The organism is Tautonia plasticadhaerens, assembly GCF_007752535.1.
Lineage (GTDB): Bacteria > Planctomycetota > Planctomycetia > Isosphaerales > Isosphaeraceae > Tautonia > Tautonia plasticadhaerens.
Genome location: NZ_CP036426.1, coordinates 1,844,593 through 1,868,132 on the forward strand (window position 1 = coordinate 1,844,593; position 23,540 = coordinate 1,868,132).

Genomic DNA, 23,540 nt, shown 5'->3' on the forward strand with positions numbered 1-23,540 from the left:
TGAGCCGAGGGGGATGACCCCCGGCCCCACCCCGATCGACGGAGGCCTCCGTGTCCGACCCCGAGAACCCCACGCCGTTGCAGCACGAGGACCTCGCCGCCGTCGAGCGCCTGACCCAGGCGTTCGTCGGCCTCCGGGCCGAGATGGGCAAGATCATCGTCGGCCAGCAGGACGTGCTCGAGGAGCTGCTCATCGCCATCTTCGCCCGGGGGCACTGCCTGCTGATCGGCGTGCCCGGCCTGGCGAAGACCCTCATGATCCATACCTTGGCCGACGCGTTGAACCTGAGCTTCAACCGGATCCAGTTCACCCCCGACCTGATGCCGTCGGACATCACCGGCACCGAGGTCATCCAGGAGGACAAGGCGACCGGCGTCCGCCAGTTCAAGTTCCTCCGCGGGCCGATCTTCTCGAACCTGATCCTGGCCGACGAGATCAACCGGACCCCCCCCAAGACCCAGGCCGCGCTGCTGGAGGCGATGCAGGAGCGACAGGCCACCGTCGGCGGGGAGCGGCACCGGCTGCCCGACCCGTTCTTTGTGCTGGCCACCCAGAACCCGATCGAGCAGGAGGGGACCTACCCCCTGCCCGAGGCCCAGCTCGACCGCTTCATGCTCAACATCCTGGTCGACTACCCGACCGAGGACGAGGAGCTGGAAGTGGTCCGGGTGACGACCTCGGCCAAGCCGCCGTCGGTGGAGAAGGTGCTCTCGGGGGACGATATCCTGGAGCTGCAGCAGGTCGTCCGCAAGGTGCCGGTGGCCGAGCACGTCGGCCGGTATGCCGTCCGGCTGGCCCGGATGACCCGCCCCGGCCAGGCCGAGGCGCCGCAGTTCGTCCGGGACTTCGTGAGCTGGGGGGCCGGGCCGAGGGCCAGCCAGTACCTCGTGCTCGCGGCCAAGGCCCGGGCCGTGCTGCAGGGCCGCCCCTACGTGGCGGTGGAGGATATCAGGTCGGTGGCCGGGCCGGTGCTCCGCCATCGCATCGTCACCAACTTCAACGCCGAAGCCGAGGGGCTGAGGCCGGACGACCTCATCACCCGGCTGATCCAGTCGCTACCGGCCGACCCGAGCGAGGCAATCGAAGGTGGTCGAGTACCAAAGCTATTTAAATCCGCAGACGCTGGCTAACGTCGAGGGGCTGGGCCTCCAGGCCCGGCTCATCGTCGAGGGCTACGTCGCCGGGATGCACAAGAGCCCCTACCACGGGTTCTCGGTGGAGTTCTCGCAGCACCGCGAGTACGCCCCCGGCGACGACGTCCGCCACATCGACTGGAAGGTCTGGTCGAAGACCGACAAGTACTACCTCAAGCAGTACGAGGAGGAGACCAACCTCCTGACGTACGTGATGCTCGACGCCAGCGCCTCGATGGGCTACGCCTCCGAGGAGAACGTGTCGAAGCTGAAGTACGGCCAGTTCATCGCCGCGGCCCTCTCGTACCTGGTGCTCTCGCAGCAGGACTCGGTCGGCCTGGCGGTCTTCGACGACAAGATCCGGCGGTTCCTCAAGCCCTCGGGCCAGCCGTCCCACCTGAAGGAGCTGATCCGGGTGATGGACTCCGAGCCGGCCCGGGAGCGGACCGGGCTGGGGCCGATCCTGCACGAGATGGCGGAGCGGATCGGCCGCCGGGGGATCGTCGTCCTCATCAGCGACCTGCTCGACGGCGAGCCGGCCGACCTGATCTCCGGCCTGAAGCACTTCCGGCATCGGGGGCACGAGGTCGTCCTCTTCCACGTCCTCGACCCGGCCGAGGTCGAATTCCCCTTCCGCCAGGTCACGAAGTTCAAGGGCATCGAGATCCCCGAAGAGCTGCTCACCGACCCGACCGCGCTGCGGGAGGGCTACCTCGCCGAGATGGCTACCTTCACCGAGGCCGTCCGCACCGGCTGCCGACTGGCCGATATCGACTACGTGCCGCTGCGGACCGACCAGGCGCTCGACGCCGCCCTGACCGGCTACCTCGCCACCCGATTGGCCCGCACCCGGAAGGGCCCCCGACGCGCCTGACGGGGCCGATCCGGCCTGTCCGCGGGCCGCCCGGGGCCGTAGGATTGGGGTGCTGGACCGCCGATCACCCCGACCCGTTCCGGCCAGGGCCGACGCCCTCCGCCCTCGACCGACCGCCAACCCCCGATTCGGGACGATCGTCGTGACGAGCCCCACGCTGCTGGCCATCGGATTCGCCAACCCCCTGCTGCTCTGGGGGCTCGCCGCCGCCACGCTGCCGATCCTGCTGCACTTGCTGAACCGGCGGAGGTATCGCGAGGAATCCTGGGCGGCGATGCGGTTCCTGCTGGCCGCGGTCCGCAAGAACCAGAAGCGGATCCGGCTGGAGCACTGGCTCTTGCTGCTGGTCCGGACGCTCTTGGTCGCCTGCCTCGTGCTCGCACTGGCGCAGCCCTTCCTGGAGTCGACCGGGGCGGTCCCCCTGCTGGCCGGCCGCCGGACCCACCGGGTGATCGTGCTCGACGGGACGATGAGCATGGCCTACGCCCCGGCGGGCACCTCGCGATTCTCCCGGGCCGTCGAGTATGCGGACGCTTACGTCCAGGGGGCCCGCAACGGGGACGCGATCAGCGTCCTGATGCTGGGCGACCCTCCGCGGGTCGTCATCGGCGCACCCTCGCCGAATCACGCCGAGGTGCGGCAGGAGATCGAGCAACTCCGGCCGACCCACGGCACGGGCGATGTCGACGCCACCCTGGCCAAGGTCCGGGAGGTGCTCGACTCGTCCGACCTCCCCCAGTCGGAGGTCCTGTTCCTCACCGACCTCCAGGGGATGACCTGGCGGGTCGGGGAGGAGGACGACTCGGCGTTGAAGCGGGCCGTGGACGAGCTGGAGCGTGACCGGGCCAACTGCGTCGTCGTCGACCTGGGGGACGCCGGCCGGTCGAACCGGGCGGTGGTGGACCTGGCGCTCGACACGCCGATCGTCGTCCGGGGGGGCCCCTCGGCCGTGATCACGGCCCGCCTGGCCAATTTCGGGCCCGAGGTCGAGTCGGGGGTCCGGGCCCAACTGGTCGTGGACGGGAAGCTCGGCCCCGAGCGGAGGGTCGACCTGCCCCCGGGGCAGGAGGTCCCGGTCGCCTTCTCCTATCGCTTCGAGGATCCCGGAGACCACGTCGTCGAGATCCGGCTCGACGAGGACCGGCTCGCCGTCGACGACTCCCGGAGGCTCGCCGTCCCGGTCCGGGATCACCTGGAAGCCCTGCTCGTCAACGGCGACTACAACCCCGAGCCGTTCCAGTCCGAGACCGACTACCTCGCGCAGGCGCTCAGCCCCTCGGAGGGTTCGGACCAAACGCCGTCGCCGATCCGGGTCGACGTCGTGACCGAGTCGCAGCTCTCCCGGCGCGACCTGGGACGCTACGACGTGATCATGCTCTGCAACGTCGCCCGGATCAGCCGGGGGGAGGTGGGGGCGATCGACCGCTTCCTGCGGCAGGGGGGCGGCGTGGTCTACTTCGCCGGGGACCGGGTCCAGGTCGACGAGGCCAACGCGGCGATCTTCGCGGGCATCCCCGGCTCGGAGCAATCCGAGGGGACTGGCTTCCTGCCGGCCCGGCTCGGGGAGGTGGTCGACGCCGGGGGTGAGTCCGCCGAGCAACTCGCCCGGGCGCCCGAGTTCGATCCCCTGGGCTTCGCGCACCCGATCGTCTCGATCTATCAGGGGGCCCCGGCGCAGGTCGTCGCCGGCCTGACCGGCGTGAAGACCTGGCGGTCGTTCGACCTGCTCCTGCCGGAAGGCTCCAACGCGAGGCGGGCGCTGGCCTTCACGGACGGACGCCCCGCCGTGCTCACCATGCCCCGGCATCGCGGCTTCGTCGTCCAGGTCGCCACGACGGCCGACGACGACTGGACCACCTGGCCCTTGCACCCGAGCTACCCCCCGGTGGTCGAGCAGATGGCCCTGTTCGCCGCCTCGGGGAGGATGTCGCAACGGAACGTCCCGGTCGGCCAGCCGCTCGACCAGGCGATCCCGGACGACGCCCCGGGCGCCTCGGCGACGGTCATCCGCCCCGACGGCCGGGAGGAGCCCGGGCAGTTGGCGGACGAGGGGGACGACGGTCCCCGGTTCCGGTTCGAGGGGACCGACCTCTCCGGCATCTACACCGCCCGGCTGGGTCCGGCGCCGACCCGGGAGTTGACCTTCGCCGCCAACCCCGACCCGGCCGAGAGCGACCCCGCCCGGGCCGACGACGCGACCCTCTCGGCCCTGTTCCCCCGCTGGACCTTCTCCCGGTGGGACGGCGGACCCGTCGACCGGACGGCCGCGGCCTCCGTGGGGAGGAGGGGGGAGCTGCACCGCGCCCTGCTGCTGGGGGTGCTCGGGCTGGTGCTCGGCGAGTCGACCCTGGCCTGGTGGATCGGCCGACGACGCTGATCGTTCGCCCCGGAACCGACAGGATCCGCCCCACCAGGGCGGCCGGACGATGGAATCGCTGCTCCGAAACCTGGCACTGCAGATGGGGGCCTCCCCCGCCTCCCCCGGCGAGGAGCTCACCCCGTACCTGCGATTCGAACGGCCGTGGTCCCAGGGGGCGCTGCTACTGGTGCTGCTGGTGGGCACGTTCCTGATCGTCCGCCTCTATCTGGGGGAGCGGGGCGGGTCGCTCTTCTACCGTCTGGGGCTCGCCTCGCTCCGGGTCGGCCTGCTCGTGCTGACGATGTTCCTGATCGCAGAGGCGGTGCTGGTCGTCGAGCGGGTGGATCTCCCCTACCTCGTCCTGATGGCCGACGACTCGGCCAGCATGGTCCGCGAGGACCAGTACGCCGACGAGGCGGCCGGGGCACGTGCCAGGGAACTCGCCGGGGAGACCGACCAGCCCGACGCCAGCCGGTTCGCCCTGGTCCGGTCCTGGCTCGCCCGGGATGATGCCTCCCTGCTGAGGTCGCTCCAGGAACAGCACCGGGTCCGGCTCTACCTGGTCTCCGGGTCGGCCCGGGAGCTGGCCGAGGTCACCGACCCGGAGGACATCGGCCCTGCGCTTGAGGCGATGGGCGAGGTCCAGGCCCAGGGTGAGCAGTCCCGCCTCGGCGTCGGGGTCCGGCAGGTGCTGACCGAGCTGAGGGGGGCGCCGCCGTCGGCGATCATCCTGCTCACCGACGGCCAGACGACCCGGGGGGAGGCCCTCTCCGACGTCGCCCCGCTGGCCGCCCGCAAGGGGGTGCCGATTTTCACGATCGGCGTCGGCGACGACACGCCTCCCCGGGACCTCGCCCTGTCGGATCTGGTCGTCGACGACGTCGTCTTCGTGGGGGACACCGTCCGGTTCGAGGCCAAGCTGTCCTCCCGAGGGTTCGAAGGGAGGCCGATCTCGGTCCGCTTGATCGAGGCCCCGCCCGACTCGGGCGACTCGGCCGTCGACCGGGGCCGCGAAGTGGCCGCCGTGCAGGTCGACGCCCCCCCCGACGGCCAGGCCGTGCCCTTCGAGCTGGTCCACCGGCCCGAGGAGATCGGCCGGTTCGATTACGTAGTCGTCGCCGAGGAGCAGCCCCGAGAGGACCGATCGGAGAACAACCGGCTCCGGCGGACGATCGCCGTCCGGGAGGACAAGATCAAGGTCCTGCTCGTCGACGGCCAGCCGCGCTACGAGTTCCGCTACCTCAAGACGTTCCTGGAACGTCGGCCGGAGTCGATCGACCTCGACGTGGTCCTCCAGACCGCCGACCCCGAATACAGCGCCCAGGACGCCGCCGCCCTGCCCACCTTCCCGACCTCGACCGAGGGGGAGGAGGGCCTGTTCTCCTACGACGTGATCATCCTCGGGGACGCCGACCCGCTCTACTTCAGCGCCTCTCAGCTCCAATCGCTCGCCGACTTCGTGACGGAGCAGGGGGGCGGGCTGGTCCTCGCGGCCGGGGAATTCTTCAACCCGGTCTCCTATCAGGGGACCCCCCTGGAGCCGATCATCCCCGTGCAGCTCTCCGGCGCCCGGAACCCGATCCTCGGCGGCGAGTCGATCGAGCCGTTCCAGATGCGGCTGACCGGCGAGGGCCGCTCCAGCCCCCTCTTCCGCCTGGCGGACGACGAGGCGTCGAGCCTCCAGGTCTGGAACAACCTCCCGCCGCACTACTGGTACGTCGAAGCCCCCCGGACGCAGCCGGCCGCCTTCGTGCTGGCCGAGCATCCGGCCGCCACCGGGGCCGACGGGCCGGTGCCCCTGGTCGCGTACCAGTTCGTCGGGGCCGGCAAGGCGCTGTTTATGGGGATCGACGACACCTGGCGGTGGCGGATCGGGGTCGCAGACCGCTACTTCGGCCGGTTCTGGATCCAGACTCTCCGCTTCATGGCCCGGTCCCGGCTCAACCGGGACCGGCCGGCCGAGCTGGCGACCGACCGGTCGAGTTATCAGTCCGATCAACCGGTGCTGATACGCGTCCGGTTCCTCAGCGCCGGGCTGGCGCCGAGGTCGGGCGAAGTCGCCGTCGAGGTCGAGCGGTCGGGCCGGGATCCCGAGCGGGTGGTCCTCCGTTCGACCGGGGACTCCGCCGAGGCCTTCGAAGCGATCCTGCCGAACCCGGCGCCGGGGGACTATCGGATCCGGCTTCTACCCCCCCCGATCCTCGAGGGCGAGGTGCCGACGGCCGAGTTCCGCGTCGAGCCGCCGGCCGACGAGCGCGACAAGGTGCAGCTCAACCGCGCCGAGCTGGTCCGGGCCTCCTCCATCTCCGGGGGCGAATACCGCTCGGTCCTCGACGAGGGGGATCTGCTCGACGCCCTGCCCCCGGCGAGGAAGATCCCGCTGGACACCGACCCCCCGATCCCGCTCTGGAACGACTGGCGGGTGCTCTCGCTGTTCCTCGGGCTGCTGACCACGGAGTGGGTCTTGCGCAAGCGGAAGCAGATGGTCTGAGTCACTCTTCCCGAGCCCCCGGGGTCCGCCCCATCCCTTTCCCTCATCGAGTCGGGAGCGGCACCGTCATGACTGGAACGCTCGATCGCCGGATCGCCGGGCTCCGAGGCCGCCTCCGCCGACTGCTCGCCCTCCGGGGGCTCTGCTGGGTCGCCTTCGCCGCCGTCATGGCCTTCATCGCGATCACCTGGATCGACTGGTTCGTCCCCCTAGCCTGGGACGTCCGGCTCGCGGCGCTGGTGATCGCCGGAGTCGTCCTCGCCCTGGTGGCCTGGCGGGAGCTGATCCGCCCGCTGACGGTCCCGTTCGACGACCTGAGGCTCGCCCTCCTCATCGAGCGCCGCTGGCCGCACCTCAACGAGCGCCTCTCCAGCACCATCGCCTTCCTCAAGGCCAGGGGGGCCGCCGACGGGGAGGACGGCCGGTACGGCTCCGAGGCGCTCCGGGAGCTGACCATCTCCCAGGCGCTGACGGAAGTCGAGTCGCTCGACTTCTCCCGGGTGGTCGACCCCCGGCCGCTCCGGCTGGCGGGCCTGCTAGCGGCCTGGGCGGTGGCGATGCTGGTCGCCGAGTCGGTGGCGGCCCCCGAGTTCCAGTCGATCGCGGTCCGGCGGTTCCTGCTCGGCGAGGTCGCCTGGCCGAAGCGGACGGAGCTGTCGATCGCCGAGGTCCCGGTGAAGATCGCCCGGGGGATGTCCTACGAGCTGACCGCCCGGGCCGAGGTCGGTCGGGAACTCCCGGTGGTGCCGCCCCGGGCCTGGTTCGAGGTCCTGAGCCACGTCGCGCCGCCGCTGAAGCTCCTGGAGGGGAGCCTACAGGGACGGCCACCCGGCTCCGCCCGGGTGACCTACAGGTTCGAGGACGGCGAGACCGTCAACGCCCCGCTCCGGCCCGACGAGGATGGAGCCTTCCACGGCCGCCTCGACGTGGTCAACCGCCCCTTCCGGTTCTACGTGGCGGCGGGGGACGACTCGACCGATTGGATTGACGTGGCCGTGGTCCCCCCGCCGACGCTCGACGAGGTGCAGGTCCGGGTGGTCCCGCCCCCCTATACCCGGCCCTTCGCCTCCGAGGAGGAGCGTGAGGCCGCCGTCGAGACGCTCGCCCCCGACCAGACCCAGATCCGGGCCCTCGAAGGGTCGCAGGTCCGCTTCTCCGCCCGGGCGAACAAGCCGCTCACCTCGGCCGAGCTGATGAACGAGGACGCCTCGACGGGCCTGCCGGTCGCGCTGCTCGGCGACCGGTCCCGCCTCGACGCGACGATCGAGGCCGCCGGGGCCGGCTCGTTCTGGTTCACGTTGAAGGACCTGGACGGGTTCACCAACCCCGAGGCCACCCGATATGAGCTGCGATCGATCGTCGACACTCCGCCCCTGTCCCTGATCGTCGAGCCCCAGTTCGACGTCTCGGTCCCCGCCTCGGCCACCGTCCCGATCCGGATCCGGGCCGAGGACGATTACGGCCTCCAGCTCGTCCGGCTGCTGTTCACCGCCACCGCCCCGGAGTCGGCCGAGTCGGAAGACCACGTCGTCCCGCTCTGGACCGCCGAGGCCTCGATCGACGCCGGGCGGTCCCAGGAGCAGGAGGTCGAACATCGCCTCGAACTCGCGTCGATGGCCCTCCAGCCCGGCGCGATGATCACGGCCTATGCCGAGGCCCGGGACTTCTTCTCCGGCCCCGACGACCCCGGGCCGCACCTGTCCCGCAGCCGACCCCTGCGGATCCGGGTCATCTCCGACGAGGAGTTCCGCACCCAGCTCGACGACCGCCGCCGCGAGATCCGGGACGAGATCGAGCGGATCGCCGAGATGCAGAAGCTCGCCATGCCCCCCGTCCGGGAGGCGATCACCGAGTTGGACGCGACCGGCTCCGTCGAGCCGAAGACGGGGGACGAACTCCGAGAGGCGTCCGTCATGCAACGCCAGGTCGGCGGTCGGCTCGACGAGTCGGGCAATGGTCTCTCCGACCGACTCCAACGGTTCCTCGACGAGATGGAGAACGCGAACGTCGACGACCCCGAGGTGTCCGACCAGATGCGTCAGATGAAGGCCGTCGTCGACCGCCTCCGGGCCGAGCACATCCGTCCCGCGGAGCAGGGCATCTCGCGGGCCCTCCGGGGCCTCGATCCCCGGGAGCAGCAACAGCCCCCGCGTCAGGACCAAGGCGAGCCCGCCCGGGAGGAGCACGCCGAGGCCGCCAATGCCGAGGCACAGCCCGACACGCCGTCCCCGGCCGGCGAGACCGGGGAAGGCACCGCCCCCGGCCAATCCCAACCCCAGCCCGAGGGTCAACCCTCGACCGACCGACCGATCGACCCGGAACAGGCTGAGGCCCGGCAGTCGCTCGACGAATCCCGGGAGAGCCAGCAGGCGATCGCCCGGGAGCTGGATGCGATGCTCCAGGGGCTCAGCGAGTTCGAGACGCTCCGGGGCGTGACCCGGGAGGCCGAGCGCCTTCTCAACGACCAGGACGCGATCACCAAGGAGACCGAGCAGCGAGCCACCGACCCGGAACTGATGGGCAAGCGGCCCGAGGATCTCGACGCCGAACAGCAGGCCGACCTCCAGAACCTCTCCGACCGTCAGCGCGACGTCTCCGACGAATTGCAAGATCTGACCGCCCGAATGGACGAACTGAACGAGGGGCTCGCCGAGACCGACCCGCTCGCCGCCGAGGCGCTCGAGGACGCGCTGGAGAACATCCGGAACCAGGGCGCCTCCGGCAAGCTGGGACAGGCCGCCGAGCGGGTCTCCGAGAACCAGATGGGCCCCGCCGGTCAGGCCCAGGACGAGGGTCGAGAGGCCATCCAGGATCTCGTCGACACCCTGAAGAACCGCCGGGAGAACGACCTCGAACGCCTGGTCAAGCAGCTCAAGGAGACTCGGGACGAGCTCGCCCAGGCCCAGCTCAAGCAGGCCGAACTCTTGAAGAAGACCATGCAGGCCCAGCAAGGGGGCCAGCAGGGACAACAGGGACAACAGGGAGGCCAGCAGGGGCAGCAGGGACAGCAAGGGGGCCAGCAGGGACAGCAAGGGGGCCAGCAAGGCCAGCAGGGTGATCAGGAACGGCTCCAGCAACTCGCCAAGGAACAGGAGCAGTTGGAGCAGGAGCTCCGTCGTCAGCTCCAGAAGCTCCGGAAGCTCCGGGCCGATCAGGCCGCCAGGGCCGGCTCCCGGGCCGCAGGCCGGATGGCCAATGCCGGCCAGGAACTCGACGAGGGCGACGGCGAGGAAGCCCGGCAGAACGAGGAGGACGCCCTGAAAGACCTGGAACAGGCGATCGCGGAGACCGACCAGGCGATCCAGGAGGCCCAGGATCGCCTTCTCATGGAGCAATTCGCCAAGATCCGGGACCAGCTCCGGGCGTACAATGATCGACAGAAGCGGCTGATCGAGGAGACCGTCGCCTTCGACCGGCGTCGGGAGGCCGGGGGCGGTCGGCTCTCCCGGGCCGACAGCTTCGACGTCCGGAACCTCGGCCGGGCCCAGTCCGGCCTGAAGGAGGAGACCGAATCGCTGACCGAGCGACTCGACGGCGCCCCCGTCTTCAAGCTGTCCCTCGAACGCGCCGCCGCCCGGATGGTCGAGGCCGCCGAGGGACTCGCCGGGGTCGAGACGGGCCGGGACACCCAGCGGGCCGAGGAGGCCGCCTCCCAATGGCTCGAACGCCTCGTGGCCTCCCTCGACCCCCCGGATGAGGACGAAGAACAAGGCGACCAGCAGCAGCAGCAGGGCGGCCAGCAGGGCCAGCCCGGCCAGCAGGGCAACCCCGGCGACGGCATCCCCGCCGAGGCCCAGATCCGGATGCTCAAGGCCATGCAGGAAGATATCAATATTCGTACCCAGGAACTCGACGAGCTGAAGGACGCCGACGGACCGCTCTCCGAGGCCCAGGAACGCGAGTTCGTCCGCCTCGAGGAAGACCAGCACACCATCGCCGACCTGCTCCGAGACCTGATCCAACCCAAGCGCCCCGATGGCCTGGAGGAATGACCCATGCCCGCGACCCGATCCCTCTTCCCGGCGCTGGCCCTCGTCCTCGCCTCGGCGTTGCCGGCCGCCTCCCAGGACGACCCCCTCGACAAGCTCCTGGAGGAGATCCAGGGCGGCACCAAGCCCTCGGCGGGCGCCGAAGTCCCCGAGGACGAGCCGGGGGGCGAAGGGCAGGTGGAGAAGGAGGCCCCGGCGGGACTCGGAGACAAGGAGCAGGACGTTGATGAGCTGCTCCAGGGGATCCTCGGGCCCCGGACCGACCGCCCCGACGCCGCCGGCCCCGCCCCGACCGACCTCGGCCCGGGAGCGACGCCCGACTCCCCCGACCAGCTCCGGGACGACGCCCGGTCCGTCCTCGACCGGGAGGATCAGGACTTCGACGACTATCTCCGGAAACTCCTCGGCCGCATCGATCCCCCCAAGGACCAGGACGGGCCTCCGCAAGACGAGCAGGGCGGGCCCCTCTCCGAGGCGATGAAGAAGATGCGAGAGGTCGAGAAGCGGCTCGCCGAGCTCGACACCGGGGAACAGACCCGGGAGCAGCAGCAGGAGATCGTGAAGGAATTCGACGAACTGCTCCGGCGGATCCGACAGATCCAGCAGCAGCAGCAACGCCAGCAACAGAAGACCGAGATGGCCGGCCAGCCCCAGCAACAGCCGCAGCAGGGCCAGGACCCCAGCGGCGAGAGCAACAACGAGCAGACCGGATCCCCACCCCGGACCCCCGAGCAGAACCCCGCCCTGGTCAACGCCAAGGACACCTGGGGACACCTGCAGGACTCGCTCCGGGACGTGATGGGCAACGTCAGCCGGATGATGCCCCTGGAGGGCAAGCGCGACCTGATCAATAACTACTTCCTCTCCGTCGCCAAGAAGAGCATCGAGCGTTGAGTCGCCCCCGGCCCGGCCGGATCGATCGAGGAGATCCCCCATGTCCCGACCCGACGGGATTGCCGCAATCGCCTCCCGACGCCGCGTCCTCCGGCTCGGCCTGATGGGCGCCGGGCTCGCCGTCGCCGGCCCGATCGGGGCCGCGTCCGCTCGCCAGGAAGACGGGTTCCGGGAAGGGAGGACCGGGGAGGTCCCCGAAGGGAACTCCGCCCTGGTCGATGCCCGGGCCCTCGGCGCGATCGACAGCGGCCTGTCCTGGCTCGGGGCCAACCAGGCCGCCGACGGCTCCTACGGGAGCGGATCCTACCGGGCGGCGATCGCCAGCCTCGCCGGGCTCGCCTTCATGGGGAACGGCTCCTCCCCCGGCCGGGGCCCATACGGCCGGAACATCGACGAGGCCCTGGGCTACGTCATCTCCTGCGCCGACGCCTCCGGCTTCGTCTCCAGCCCGCCGCCGTCGAACAACCCGATGTACGGCCACGGCTTCGCCACGCTCTTCCTGGCCGAGGCCTACGGCATGTCCCGGAGGGCCGAACTCAGGCCGGTCCTGGAACGGGCCGTCCGGCTGATCATCGACACCCAGAACGAGGAAGGGGGCTGGCGGTACCAGCCGGTCCGGGACGACGCCGACCTTTCGGTGACCATCTGCCAGATCAACGCCCTGCGGGCCGCCCGCAACGCCGGGCTGTTCATCCCCAAGGAGACGGTCGACGCCTGCATCGACTACGTCAAGCAGGCCCAGAACCCCGATGGCGGCTTCCGCTACATGCTCCGGGGGGGCTCGAGCGCCTTCCCCCGCTCGGCCGCCGGGGTGGTGGCGCTCTACAGCGCCGCCGTCTATGATGGCTCGGCCGTCGACGAAGGGATCGACTACCTCAAGCAGCACCGCCCCGACGATCGCTTCCTCCGCCGACTCCCGCATTATTTCTACGGCCACTACTACGCCGCCCAGGCGATGTGGATCCGGGGTGGCGACGACTGGAACCGCTGGTATCCCGCCATCCGGGACGAACTGCTCAACGACCAGGAACCCGACGGCTCGTGGGCCGACGGCTTCGGACCGGCCTACGGGACGGCCATGGCCCTGATCATCCTCCAGTTCCCCTTCAGCTGCCTGCCGATCTTCCAGCGTTAGGCCAGGCCAGCCGAACCCGGGGCCGATCGCCGATGACGACCCGACCCGAACGCTCCGACCCGATCCGGATCCCGATTGCCATCGCCGCATTGCTCCTCGGGCCGCTCCTGCAAGTGGCCGGCGGGCAGGACGACCCCGGCCCCCTTGCGTCGGACCCCAGGTTCGAGGCCACGTTGACCGAGGGCCCGGCCGTCACCGGCCGGATCCGGTCCCTCTCCCCTTCCGGCGGCGTGACGCTGGTCGTCGAGGAGGGGGAGGAGCGGGAGATCGACGCCGGGACGCTCGTCAAGCTCTCCCGAGAAGGGCTGCACCCGATCGAGGACGGGGCGGATGCCGCCGTCCTCGTGTTCCCCGGGTTCGAGCGAATTCGGGGGATCATCGACTCGGCCGATGAGCGAGCGATCGCCATCCGGTCGCCGATCCTGGGCGAGTTGGAGGTGCCGCTCGAGGCGGTGCTGGGGTTCACCACCGGCCCTTCGAGCGACCCCTCCGCCACGAATCGGACGATCCGGGCCCTGATCGAGGCGACCCGGACCTCCGACCTCCTGCTGCTGGAGAACGGGGACCGCCGCGAGATCACCTTCTCGGCGATGACGACGGACGAGATCTCCTACCGCGATGCCGACCGGGCGTTGAGGCTCCCGAGGCGGACGGTCCGGGCGATCGGGCTCGACCCCGGCCTCGTCCAATATCCCGAGCCGGATCCCCCGGCACTCGACCTCTTGCTGACCGACGGCAGCCGGATCCGGCTCCTCGAATCGAGGTCCGAGGGCGGTCGACTCGCGGGGCGGACGGCGTTCGGGGCCGAGGTCGACCTCTCCCTCGGTCACGTCTCGGAGCTGTACGCGCTGAGCGACTCGATCGTCTACCTCTCCGACCAGCAGGCGGCGCGGGAGGTGACGATCCCCTACGTCGGCCCGAGGCGTCCGGTCGCCCCCAACGGCTCGGTGATCGGGGGCCCCCTGGTCGTCGGCGGCCGGACCTACGTCCGGGGGCTGGGGACGCAGAGCCGATCGCTGCTGGCCTACCGGCTGGGACCCGACGACCGCCGGTTCCAGGCCCGGGTGGCGATGGACGACGCCGCCGGGCCGAGGGGGAACGTCGTCTTCCGGGTCCTCGTCGACGGCGAGGAACGATTCGCCTCGCCGCCGATGCCCGCGGGGGCCGAGCCGATCCCGATCGACGTCGACCTCTCCGGCGGCCGGTTCCTCATCCTCGCCACCGACTTCGGCCGGGGGGGAGGGGTCCGGGATTATGCCGCCTGGATCGAGGCCCGCCTGATCCGCTCAAAACCCTCCCCGGGGGAGGAACCCGAACCCGAGTCCGTTGGCAACTGACCCGGTCGTCGAGTATCTTCCCTAGTATGGCAGACATCCCCCCGAGCCTCTACGGCCCCGACCGGGAACGGCAACTCGCGCACCTGGCGTCGAGCGTGGGCCACCACATCATCAACGCCTTCAGCGCGGTGGTGAGTAACGCCGAGATCCTCAAGCTCTCCGCCCCCCCGGAGGGCGATCCCGAGCTGGCCGAGACCGTCGACGTGATCGTCAACGTCTCGGTCAAGGCGTCCGGGGTCGCCCGCCGGATGATCGACTTCACCCGGCCCTCGACCAAGCCCCTGGAAGGGGCGGTCGATCTGCCCTCGGTCATCCGGGCGTCGGTCTCGGAGCTGGCCGAGGCCCATCCCAGGGTCTCCTGGTCGGTCGACTGCCAGGCGTTGACCCCGATGAAGGGGGACGCGGGCCAGCTACACTCGATGTTCGCGTATCTCATCCTCAACGGGATCGAGGCGTTGCCCCCCCGGGGAGGACGCATTTCCATCCGGGGTTTGGTCGAGGAGCCCGACTGGACCACGCTCCTGATCGAGGATGAGGGTAGGGGGATGGACGCGATGATCCAGGAGCAGGCACTGGAGCCGTTCTTCTCCACCAAGCCCGGCCGCCTCGGCATCGGCCTCTGCCTGGCCAACAGCATCTGGCGGAGGCACGGGGGGACGCTCGCCATCCGCAGCCAGCCCGGCCAGGGGACGATCCTCCGGATGACCTACGGGGCGATCCGCTGAGCTGACCCGAGGCCCGCCCCGCGGGAGAGGCCCGGGCCGTCCGGGCACGGGGACGGCACGGCGATCATGGTCGAGGGGCGAGCGAGGCCGGGAACAGGAAGTTCACCGCCCGGATCAGCCCCCCCCCTGGGGAGTGCTCCAACCGGGCGGTCGCCCCGATCATCTCCAGCCGTTCCATGCACAGGGCCAACCGAGATCCCGGGTCGCTGCCGACCTCTTCCAGGCAGACGACGCGGTTGAAGAGTGGGTCCTCCCGGAGGTTCGTCAGGTCGGCGATCAACTCCTCCGCGGAAGAGGACAGCGTCATCCGGATCCGATCCGATTCCGATCCCGACGGGTCCGGGGTGACGGCGATCGAGACGGAATCCCCGGCCCCAGCGGCATCGATGGCCATCGAGCCGAATTCCAGGAGCAGCTCTATGCACAGCTGCCGGTCGGTCCGGATTGACGGGATCGGGCCCTCCACCGAGCAACCCCACGCGACCCCACGACCGAAGGCCTCTGCCATCAACCGGCGGTCGACCTCGGCGAGCAGCTCGTCGGTCCGCTCGGGACGGAGCCGGGGCGTCGGCAACGCCTCGGCCTGGTCGATGTATTCGAGGTAACGCCGGGTGAGCTGCGTCACGTCCTCGGACATCGCGACCGAGGTGGCCAGGTGGGGGGAGGCCGGGGCCTTCGGGTCCATCGCGTCGAGCAGCGGGCCCAGGGCCTCCCGGATCGCGGCCATCGGAGCCTCGAGGTTCTCGCCGATGGCGGCGACGATCGCCCTCAGCTCGGGGACCTCACGGGCCGTGGTCGGCGCCCATCCCGTCGGGAGATGTGCCGGGTCAGGACATCCTTGCATGACTCTGGCCTGCAGGTCGGGGACGATTCGGGCGAGGGGCCGGGGGCGCATTCCGTCGACCCCGTCGCATCCCGGCGAGGGTCATCCACGCTCGCCGATCGACATGAGGCTACAATCGACCCGCCGCCCCTGTCAACGGACCGGGCGGGGCCGAGGGGCCCGGGGGGACCGGTTTAAATCAGCTCATGGGCATGCACGATCGTCTCCGCCAGCTTCGCCATGGGGATCCTCCGGTCCTGGCTCTCCCTCTGGAGGAAACGGAAGGCCTCCGATTCCGTGAGGTTGCGGCGGGACATGATGATCCCCTTGGCCTTCTCGATCATCTTGCGGTCCCGGAGCGTGGCCTCCAACTCCTCGCTGCGCTTCTTGTAGGATTCCAGCTCCCGGGACTTGGCGACGGCCATCTGAATGGCGGCGTTCAGGGCCGGGCCCGTCACCGGCTTGAGCAGATACTGGATGGCCCCTTCCTGGATCGCGGCTTCCACCAGTTCGGGCTGGCCGTGGGCCGTCAGGATGATCACCGGCGTACCCGGATCCTGGGCGATCTGCCTCGCCGCCGAGAGGCCGTCGAGGCCGGGCATCTCGATGTCGAGGATCGCCACGTCGGGGAGCGTCCGCCGGCACATCTCGATCGCCCGTTGCCCGTCCTCGGCGACTGCGGCGACGTTGTACCCCATCTTGTTGAGGATCTGCTGGAGGCTCGCCCCCACTTTCCGATCATCGTCGGCGATGAGCACCTTCATCGCGATTGAGCTCCCTTCGTCGGTCGCCGTCGCTCTCGTGGAACCCGAACAGGCGCATCCTGGGCGGGCAAACCGTAAATGTCAATTCGTGTGCCAAAACGTGCGTTTCCGGCAATCATATTATTTCTGCGGTGTCGATGACCACAAGCATCTCATCCGGGGTGGCCGTCATGGACGCCCCCCCCGGGCCGTGCTAGGGTGTCTCGATCGCCGATCCCCCGGCTTTAAGTCGATCGGGACGTTTCGGTTACCACGAGGACCCGCCGCGTGAACGTCCACCGTGCTCCGCTGCTCGCATTCCAGGATCTTTCGCTCGATGAGTGCTGGGAAAGCCCCGCCCGGACGATCACCCAGGCCGAGATCACCCTGTTCGCCGGGCTGTCCGGAGACTTCAATCCCTTACACGTCGACCACGAGGCGGCCCGCACCGGGCCATTCGGCCAGCCGGTCGCCCACGGCCTGCTCGGCCTGGCGATCGCGAGTGGCCTGGGGACCGGGGCGCCGAGGGTCGACACGATGGCCTTCCTGGAGATCGTATCCTGGTCATTTCGGAATCCGATCCTCATCGGCGACACGATCCGGGTCTTGACCTGGGTACATGCCCTGGAATCCCGGGCCAGGGGACGTCGCGGCGTGGTCACCTGGCACCGGCAAATCCACAATCAACGCGGTGAAGTCGTCCAGGAGGGGGTGACTCGGACGCTCGTCCGGGGACGGTCGGGGACGGATGGGGACGACGGGGCGACCTCCGGCTGAGACGAGGGATCACGGGCTGGGGAGCCGCAGCTCGGCGAATTTGCGGACCTGGCCGACGATCGCCGGCTCGGTCGGCAGGCGTTCGATGCTGCTGGCGCCGAAGAATCCGACCACGCCCCGGGTCCTCGCGAGCACCTCGGCGGCGTCCGCCGGTTCGGCGATCGGGCCGCCGTGGCAGAGGACCAGGACGTCCTCACGGACCGATCGGGCGGCCTCGGCCATCCCCTGGACGCGCCCGATGGCCTCGTCGAGCGGGAGGGCCGACCGGGCCCCGATCATCCCCTTGGTCGTCAGGCCGACGTGGGCGACCACCACGTCGGCCCCGGCCTCGGTCATGGTCCTCGCCTCGTCCTCGTCGTGGACGTAGGGGCAGGTGAGCAGGTCGAGCGACCGGGCCCGGGCGATCATGGAGACTTCCCGGTCGTACCCCATCCCCGTCTCCTCCAACCCTCGGCGGAACTGGCCGTCGATCAGCCCTACGGTGGGGAAATTCTGGACCCCGGCGAATCCGGCGGCACGAACTTCGACCAGGAACCGGTCCATCAGCCGGAACGGGTCGGTGCCGCAAACGCCCGCCAGCACCGGGGTGTGATCGACGACCGGCAGGACCTCGCGGGCCATCTCCATGACGATCGCGTTGGCGTCCCCGTAGGGCATCAGCCCGGCGAGGCTCCCGCGACCGGCCATCCGGAAGCGGCCGGAATTATAGATGATGATCAGGTCGATCCCACCGGCCTCGGCGCACTTGGCGCTCAACCCGGTCCCCGCCCCGGCGCCGAGGATCGGCCGGCCCTCGGCGACCTTCCGACGGAACCGCTCCAGGATCTCCGTCCTCGTCATCGCTCCCCCTTGCTCGCTTCGGGCCCGACCGCAGGATCTCCCGGAGCCTGGCCGAGGCCAGGTCGGCGAACTCGGGGTCGTTGATGTGCATCGGCACGGATTCGACCCGCACGAGCCTCGAATCCTCGAGGCCCCGACGGATCGACTCGAACAGCCGGGCGTCGGCCCCGGGGTCGTGGAACGGCTGCCCGGGGGCGTCGAGTGCGGAGACCCCCTCCTCCGGGATCAGGACGACCGTCTCGGCCGACGCCCTCCGGAGCATCGAGGCCATCCGACGGCCGAGCTCTTCGCACTCCTCGGGGAGGGTCCGCATCAGGGTCACGGTCGGGTTGTGGACGTGGAAGGTCCTCCCACGGAACGCCTCGGGCACGGTCTCGATCGGGCCGAAATTGACCATGTCGAGCGCCCCGAGGCTCACCACCTGGGGCACGCCGGCGTCCGCGGCCGCCGACAGGCGGTCGGGACCGGCCGAGAGGACGCCGCCGACGAGTTCATCGGCCAGTTCGGTCGTCGTCAGGTCGAGGACCGCGTCGACCAGGCCGTCTCGGATCAACCGTTCCATCGCCCGTCCGCCGACCCCGGTCGCGTGGAAGACGATGACCTCGCAACCGTCCCCCTCCAGGACCCGACGGGCCCGATCGACGCACGGGGTAGTCACGCCGAACATCGTCGCGGTGACGAGGGGATGCGCGGCGGCGGCGTCGACGACCCCGGGGGACGCCCCGCCGAGGACCATGCCGATCATCGCGTCGGCCGCGTTGCTGAGGACGCGTCGGGTGATCCGGTTGAGGCCGGCAATGTCGGCGATCGAAGGGATCATGAAGAAGTCGCTGCCGCCGACGTACGGCCGGGTCTGGCCGCTCGCGAGGGTGCTGACCAGCACCTTCGGCATCCCGAACGGGGCGGCTCGCATCGCCGCCGAGCAGATGGTCGTGCCCGCCGACCCGCCGAGTCCGAGGATCCCTCGGACCTCGCCCCCCCGGATCAACCCCTCGACGACGCTGGCGACGCCCCGGGCCGCGTCGGCCACGGCCCGGCCGCGATCCCGGTGGCGGTCGACCTCCCCGACGGACGAGCCGGCCGCCTCGAAGACGCGATCTCGGGGGATATCCGGCCGGATCGCCGGGGTGCCCCCAGAGCCGGCGTCGATGACGAGGACATCCAGCCCCCCGGCCCGGAGCCGATCCCGGACGAAGCCGACCTCCTCGCCCTTCGTGTCGAGCGTCCCGATCAGGACCACCGTCATGCCTAACCTCCCCGGCGTCCGAGCGGCCGATCGATGGCCCGGCGCCGCTCGGACCGGGATTTGGACGGCCCCCGGGGCCCGAGCCCGACGGCCTCAGTAATTCGCCAGGCCGGATGCCGCATCGTCCTGGTTGAACCGGGAGGCCAGGGCGGTCGCGTACTGGAGCATCATCCCCAACTCGCTGCCGACGGCGATGAAACGCCAGCCCTCGTCGATCCGCCGTTGGGCGTCCTCCGGGGTCTTCACGTGGATGCCACAAGGGACCTTGTGCCGGGCGGCGACCTCCCGGATGCGGAGAAGGACCTTCTCGACGCGTTCGGGGGTCGGGGAGACCCCCTTGGCCTCCCGGAGCGAGGCGGCCAGATCGTTCGGGCCCACGAAGATGGCGTCGATGCCCGGCACGGCGTAGATCTCGTCGGCCCGCTCGACGGCGTCGATGTGCTCGGTCTGAATGACGACGAGGATCTCCTCATCGGCCCCGGCGTAGTAAGCCTCGGCCGTCGTGCCGTAATTCAGGGCATGAAGCGCCCCCCCGAGGGACCGATTGCCCAGCGGCGGGTACTTGCAGGCGGCGACGGCGACCCGGGCCTCGTCTGCATCCATGACCATCGGCACGACGATCCCCATGGCCCCGCAGTCGAGCACCGACTTGATCAGGTCGTGCCGGCAGCACGAGACCCGGGCCAGCGGCGTGCAGCCGGCGTCGGAGATGGCGCCGAACATCAGGGCGGCGGTCTGGATGTCGGTGTGCGTGTGCTCCATATCGACCGTCAACCAGGGCAGGCCGGTGCGGGCGAGGAACCGGGCGGCGAAGGTGCTCCCCAGCGACAGCCAGGTGCCGACCTGCGGCTTCCCCTCGCGCAAGGCCCGCTTGACGGGATTCGGCTTCACGGATCGAGGCTCCCTCGGGGGGTTCGTTCGGCCCGGCCGGCGGACCGGGAGGCGGCCGGGAGGTCGACCGTCCAGTCTGTCACGGCCCCGGCCGGGGGGCAAGGTCGCGGCACCTCCCGGGTCCGACCCGACCGGGCCCCCGGGACGGATCGGGACCGCGGCCCCGCCCGGATTCATCGGATCTTCCCCTCGTCGAGCGGCCGCGCGTGGGACGATCGTCCCGCGGCGTCCCCCCGGGCTCGAGGACCGGGCCGGTTCGCGTAGCCCCGGCACGATCGCCGTGCGATGATGGGGGGGTCGAGGGTCGACCCGCGACGACCCGGAGAGGTCCCCCAGAGGCGCGACGATGCGGATCACGATCGTCACCGAGACCTACGTCCCGCAGGTCAACGGCGTCTCTCGGACGCTCTCCCAGCTCGTCCGCACGCTGGAGCAGGGGGGGGACGCGGTCCAGGTGATCCACCCCGATTACGGCAAGCCCCCCGACGCGGCCCGGTGCCATCGGGTCCCCTCGCTCCGGATCCCTTTCTACCCGGACCTCCACCTGCCGATCCCGCCGTATCGGGGGGTGAGGACGGCCATCGACCGGTTCCGGCCCGACCTGATCCACGTCGCCACCGAGGCGACCCTGGGACTGGCCGTCCATCGGTACGCCGCCCGGCGGCGGATCCCGATCGTCTCCAGCTTCCACACCAACTTCGACCAGTACTCGGACCACTACCGCGTCGGCTGGGCCCGGGGCCTGATCTGGCGCTACCTGCGGTGGTTCCACAACCGGACCCTGGAGACCTACGTCCCCTCCCGGGCGACGATGCTCGGCCTCCAACGCCGGGGGTTCCGGAACCTCGTGCTCTGGCCCCGAGGGGTCGACGCCTCGCTCTTCCGGCCGGACCGCCCCGGCCGGGAGGCCGTCCGCCGGTCCCTGGGCTTCGAGGCCGACGACGTGGTGATCGCCTACGTCGGCCGGGTCGCGGTGGAGAAGAACGTCGACTACCTGGCCGAGGCGCTGGCCGAGGTCGCCCGCCGATTCCCCCGGGCCCGCCCGCTGATCATCGGCGACGGCCCCGCCCGCCCGGGGCTGGAGGAGCGGCTCGGAGGCCTCGCCACCTTCGTCGGCTTCCGATCCGGCGACGAGCTGGCCGACTCCTACGCGGCGGCCGACGTCTTCGCCTTCGCCAGCCGGACCGAGACCTTCGGCAACGTCGTCCTCGAGGCGATGGCCTCCGGACTGCCGGCGGTCGTCCTGGCCGAGGGAGGCCCCGCAGAGATCGTCCGACACGGCGAGACCGGCCTGGCGATCGACCCCGACTCCCCCCCGTCGACCTTCGCCGGGGCGATCCTCGCGCTCGCCGAGGACGGCCCCCTCCGCCGACGACTCGCCGCCCAGGCCCGGGATCACGCCCGCTCCCAGAGCTGGGAGCAGATCATGGGGACGCTCCGGGGACGCTACGAGGCGATCCTCGGGGCGGGCTCCCCGGCCGTCGCACCGATCGGCTGAGGCGCCCCGCCTCGAACTGGAACTCGGCCCAGCGGTCCTTTCGGACCCAGAGCCCCCGGCCGTCCGGCGCGATCGGGAAGAGGTTGGACGGCAGGTACCCCTCGCCCAGGAATTCCCGGAGCGCCGGGAACGGCGGGTACGCCGCGAGGACGATCTCGGGCCTGTGCTCCCCGAGGTCGCCCATCAGCTCGTCGATCCTGGGTGAGACGACCGGATGGCTCCGATCGGCGAACTCCCTCATCAGGTTGTTCGTGAAGAAGTGCCGCGAGGCCGAATCCAGGCCGGAATAGAAGAGCAGCGGGCTCTGCCACCCCCAGACGTGCAGCTTCGGGTCTCCCCAGTCGTCCGTCCGATCCGCCAGCAGCCGGCCGAGCTTGCGGAGCTCGACCCATTGCCGACCTCCCTTGTACCGGATCGTCAGCTCCTCGGGCGGAACGAGGAGATAATCGCGCGCCTGGATCACCGAGAACCCGACGACCGCGGCCGACAGCGCCGCCAGGGCGGCGATCGACCGTCGTGTCCTCCACCCGACGGCCGCGAGATCCCCCATCGTCAACGCGACAGAGAGTGCCAGCCCCGGCACCGGCAGGAGGTAGTAGTGGGCCCAGTACAGACCCGGGGCGACGACCTGGACCAGGCATGACGCGGTCCAGGCCACGACCAGCCTCCTGCCGAAGCTCGACCGGCCGAACGTGAGCCAGGCCATCGAGGGCACCGCCGCCAGCCAGATCGGCCAGGAACCCCTCCCCCACCAGACGAGGTAATCGGTCGAGCCGAAGGGGGGAGGCAAGGCTCCCGAGGGATCGGCATTACCCGTCAGCCATCGGAACAGGGGAGAAGGGGCGTTGGGATCGGGCGGGATGTCGGTGGCAAGGGCCCGGCCGTGACGGATGATGTCATCCGCCGCCGCCCCCATCACCCCCCGGGCCCAGAGGATGGCGGCCGCCACCGCGAGGGTCCCCGCGAAACCGGCCATGAGCAGCCCGAGGGATCGGGGCGTCCCCGCACCCCGGCCCCCTCCCGCACCCCTGGGCATCGCCATCACGGCGACTCCCTGCACCGCGAGGTGGAGCACCGCCACCTGTTTCACCAGGGTGGCCAGGCCGACCGCGATCCCGGCCAGGAGCAGCCAGGCCCCCCGACGCCGGGGGACGAGCCCGGCCTCGATGGCCGCCGCGAGCGACGCCAGCGCGAAGCAATTGATCGGCTGTTCCAGCTGAGCCCCGTTGCCGTACAGGTAAGGGTCGGTGCTCAGCAACCCGACGAGGACCGCCGAGAGCACCGCCGCCATCGTCCCCCCGAGCCTCAGGCCGATCCACCAGGTCATCGCCACGGTCGCCAGGACGAACGGGATCGGCAGGAGGCGGATCGCCAGCTCGTTCGGGCCCCCCAGGGCGACGGCCAACTCGTAGATCCAGTAGCCGAGCGGAGGCTTGTTCTCGCTGAGGTCGGCGTACAGGCGATCCCCGTCCAGCATCCGCCTGCCCATGTAGGCGTAGGCGGCCTCGTCGCAGTCGAGGGGCTCGGACTCTCCCCGGACGACCGGCCAGGGGGCGAACCCGAGCAGGTCCCGGATGGTCGGCCCGAAGGTGTGCCCGCGCCACCAGAGGGTGAAGGCGAGGGCCACGACCAGGCCGAGGATCGCCCGGCCGGGGATCTCGGGTCGCTCGGCGAGGTTGGCCAAGGTCGGCCTCCGGCGGTTAGAATCCAGGTCGAACCCCGCCCCCGGGGCGGAGCCAGAATCGCCCCGCCCGTGAGGCGGGATCCCCGGAGTCCTCGTCGATC

The 23,540-nt window shown here is 70.6% G+C and carries 17 protein-coding genes; 11 read left to right on the plus strand and 6 right to left on the minus strand.

Annotated elements, in window-relative coordinates:
• Positions 1–50 precede the first annotated feature (50 nt).
• The 9 genes from ElP_RS07160 to ElP_RS07200 all read left to right on the plus strand — a co-directional run bounded on the left by ElP_RS07160 (position 51) and on the right by ElP_RS07200 (position 14,937).
• Positions 51–1,130 carry an AAA family ATPase gene (locus tag ElP_RS07160; protein ID WP_145267962.1) on the plus strand — a complete coding sequence of 360 codons (1,080 nt, stop codon included), beginning with the start codon at positions 51–53 and terminating at the stop codon, positions 1,128–1,130.
• Positions 1,087–2,007, plus strand: coding sequence for a DUF58 domain-containing protein (locus ElP_RS07165; protein WP_231749531.1), 921 nt, complete (start codon positions 1,087–1,089; stop codon positions 2,005–2,007). The genes ElP_RS07160 and ElP_RS07165 overlap by 44 nt, the downstream gene beginning before the upstream one ends.
• 142 nt (positions 2,008–2,149) lie before the next feature.
• Positions 2,150–4,384 carry a BatA domain-containing protein gene (locus tag ElP_RS07170; protein WP_145267963.1) on the plus strand — a complete coding sequence of 745 codons (2,235 nt, stop codon included), beginning with the start codon at positions 2,150–2,152 and terminating at the stop codon, positions 4,382–4,384.
• 49 nt (positions 4,385–4,433) lie between these two features.
• Complete coding sequence (locus ElP_RS07175; RefSeq protein ID WP_145267964.1) at positions 4,434–6,857, plus strand: VWA domain-containing protein; 2,424 nt, start codon at positions 4,434–4,436, stop codon at positions 6,855–6,857.
• 68 nt (positions 6,858–6,925) lie between these two features.
• Entirely contained in the window at positions 6,926–10,849 is a 3,924-nt protein-coding gene (locus ElP_RS07180; protein ID WP_145267965.1) for a DUF4175 family protein, read from the plus strand.
• A 3-nt stretch (positions 10,850–10,852) separates the two neighbouring features.
• Positions 10,853–11,740 carry a hypothetical protein gene (locus tag ElP_RS07185; RefSeq protein ID WP_145267966.1) on the plus strand — a complete coding sequence of 296 codons (888 nt, stop codon included), beginning with the start codon at positions 10,853–10,855 and terminating at the stop codon, positions 11,738–11,740.
• 40 nt (positions 11,741–11,780) lie between these two features.
• Entirely contained in the window at positions 11,781–12,875 is a 1,095-nt protein-coding gene (locus ElP_RS07190) for a prenyltransferase/squalene oxidase repeat-containing protein (RefSeq protein WP_145267967.1), read from the plus strand.
• Positions 12,876–12,907: 32 nt separating this feature from the next.
• Positions 12,908–14,212: an NPCBM/NEW2 domain-containing protein gene (locus ElP_RS07195; protein ID WP_145267968.1), complete on the plus strand. Its 1,305-nt coding sequence runs from the start codon at positions 12,908–12,910 to the stop codon at positions 14,210–14,212.
• Positions 14,213–14,238: 26 nt separating this feature from the next.
• A complete protein-coding gene (locus ElP_RS07200) occupies positions 14,239–14,937 on the plus strand; it encodes a sensor histidine kinase (RefSeq protein ID WP_145267969.1) in 699 nt (232 codons plus the stop codon).
• Positions 14,938–15,001: 64 nt separating this feature from the next.
• Here ElP_RS07200 and ElP_RS07205 read toward each other — a convergent pair whose 3' ends face one another.
• Both ElP_RS07205 and ElP_RS07210 read right to left on the minus strand, forming a co-directional pair.
• Positions 15,002–15,664 (minus strand): ATP-binding protein, encoded by a 663-nt coding sequence (locus ElP_RS07205; protein ID WP_145267970.1) that lies wholly within the window; start codon positions 15,662–15,664, stop codon positions 15,002–15,004.
• A 290-nt stretch (positions 15,665–15,954) separates the two neighbouring features.
• Positions 15,955–16,524 carry an ANTAR domain-containing response regulator gene (locus ElP_RS07210; protein ID WP_145267971.1) on the minus strand — a complete coding sequence of 190 codons (570 nt, stop codon included), beginning with the start codon at positions 16,522–16,524 and terminating at the stop codon, positions 15,955–15,957.
• 267 nt (positions 16,525–16,791) lie between these two features.
• Between ElP_RS07210 and ElP_RS07215 the strand changes: the two genes are divergently transcribed.
• Positions 16,792–17,280, plus strand: a complete 489-nt coding sequence (locus ElP_RS07215; RefSeq protein WP_145267972.1) for a MaoC/PaaZ C-terminal domain-containing protein — start codon at positions 16,792–16,794, stop codon at positions 17,278–17,280.
• 9 nt (positions 17,281–17,289) lie between these two features.
• On the opposite strand, the gene ElP_RS07220 is transcribed toward ElP_RS07215, so the two are convergent.
• The 3 genes from ElP_RS07220 to ElP_RS07230 form a co-directional block, all read right to left on the minus strand.
• Entirely contained in the window at positions 17,290–18,102 is an 813-nt protein-coding gene (locus tag ElP_RS07220; protein WP_231749812.1) for a phosphoenolpyruvate hydrolase family protein, read from the minus strand.
• Complete coding sequence (locus tag ElP_RS07225) at positions 17,984–19,366, minus strand: Tm-1-like ATP-binding domain-containing protein (RefSeq protein ID WP_231749532.1); 1,383 nt, start codon at positions 19,364–19,366, stop codon at positions 17,984–17,986. Before ElP_RS07225 ends, ElP_RS07220 begins: the two co-directional genes overlap by 119 nt.
• Positions 19,367–19,459: 93 nt before the next feature.
• Positions 19,460–20,257, minus strand: coding sequence for an HpcH/HpaI aldolase family protein (locus ElP_RS07230; RefSeq protein WP_145267974.1), 798 nt, complete (start codon positions 20,255–20,257; stop codon positions 19,460–19,462).
• A gap of 346 nt (positions 20,258–20,603) precedes the next feature.
• On the opposite strand from ElP_RS07230, the gene ElP_RS07235 reads away from it, so the two are divergent.
• Positions 20,604–21,755 carry a glycosyltransferase family 4 protein gene (locus ElP_RS07235; protein WP_145267975.1) on the plus strand — a complete coding sequence of 384 codons (1,152 nt, stop codon included), beginning with the start codon at positions 20,604–20,606 and terminating at the stop codon, positions 21,753–21,755.
• Here the strand turns inward: ElP_RS07235 and ElP_RS07240 are convergent.
• Positions 21,682–23,439: an ArnT family glycosyltransferase gene (locus ElP_RS07240; RefSeq protein ID WP_231749534.1), complete on the minus strand. Its 1,758-nt coding sequence runs from the start codon at positions 23,437–23,439 to the stop codon at positions 21,682–21,684. The genes ElP_RS07235 and ElP_RS07240 overlap by 74 nt on opposite strands.
• Between the last annotated feature and the right edge of the window lie 101 nt (positions 23,440–23,540).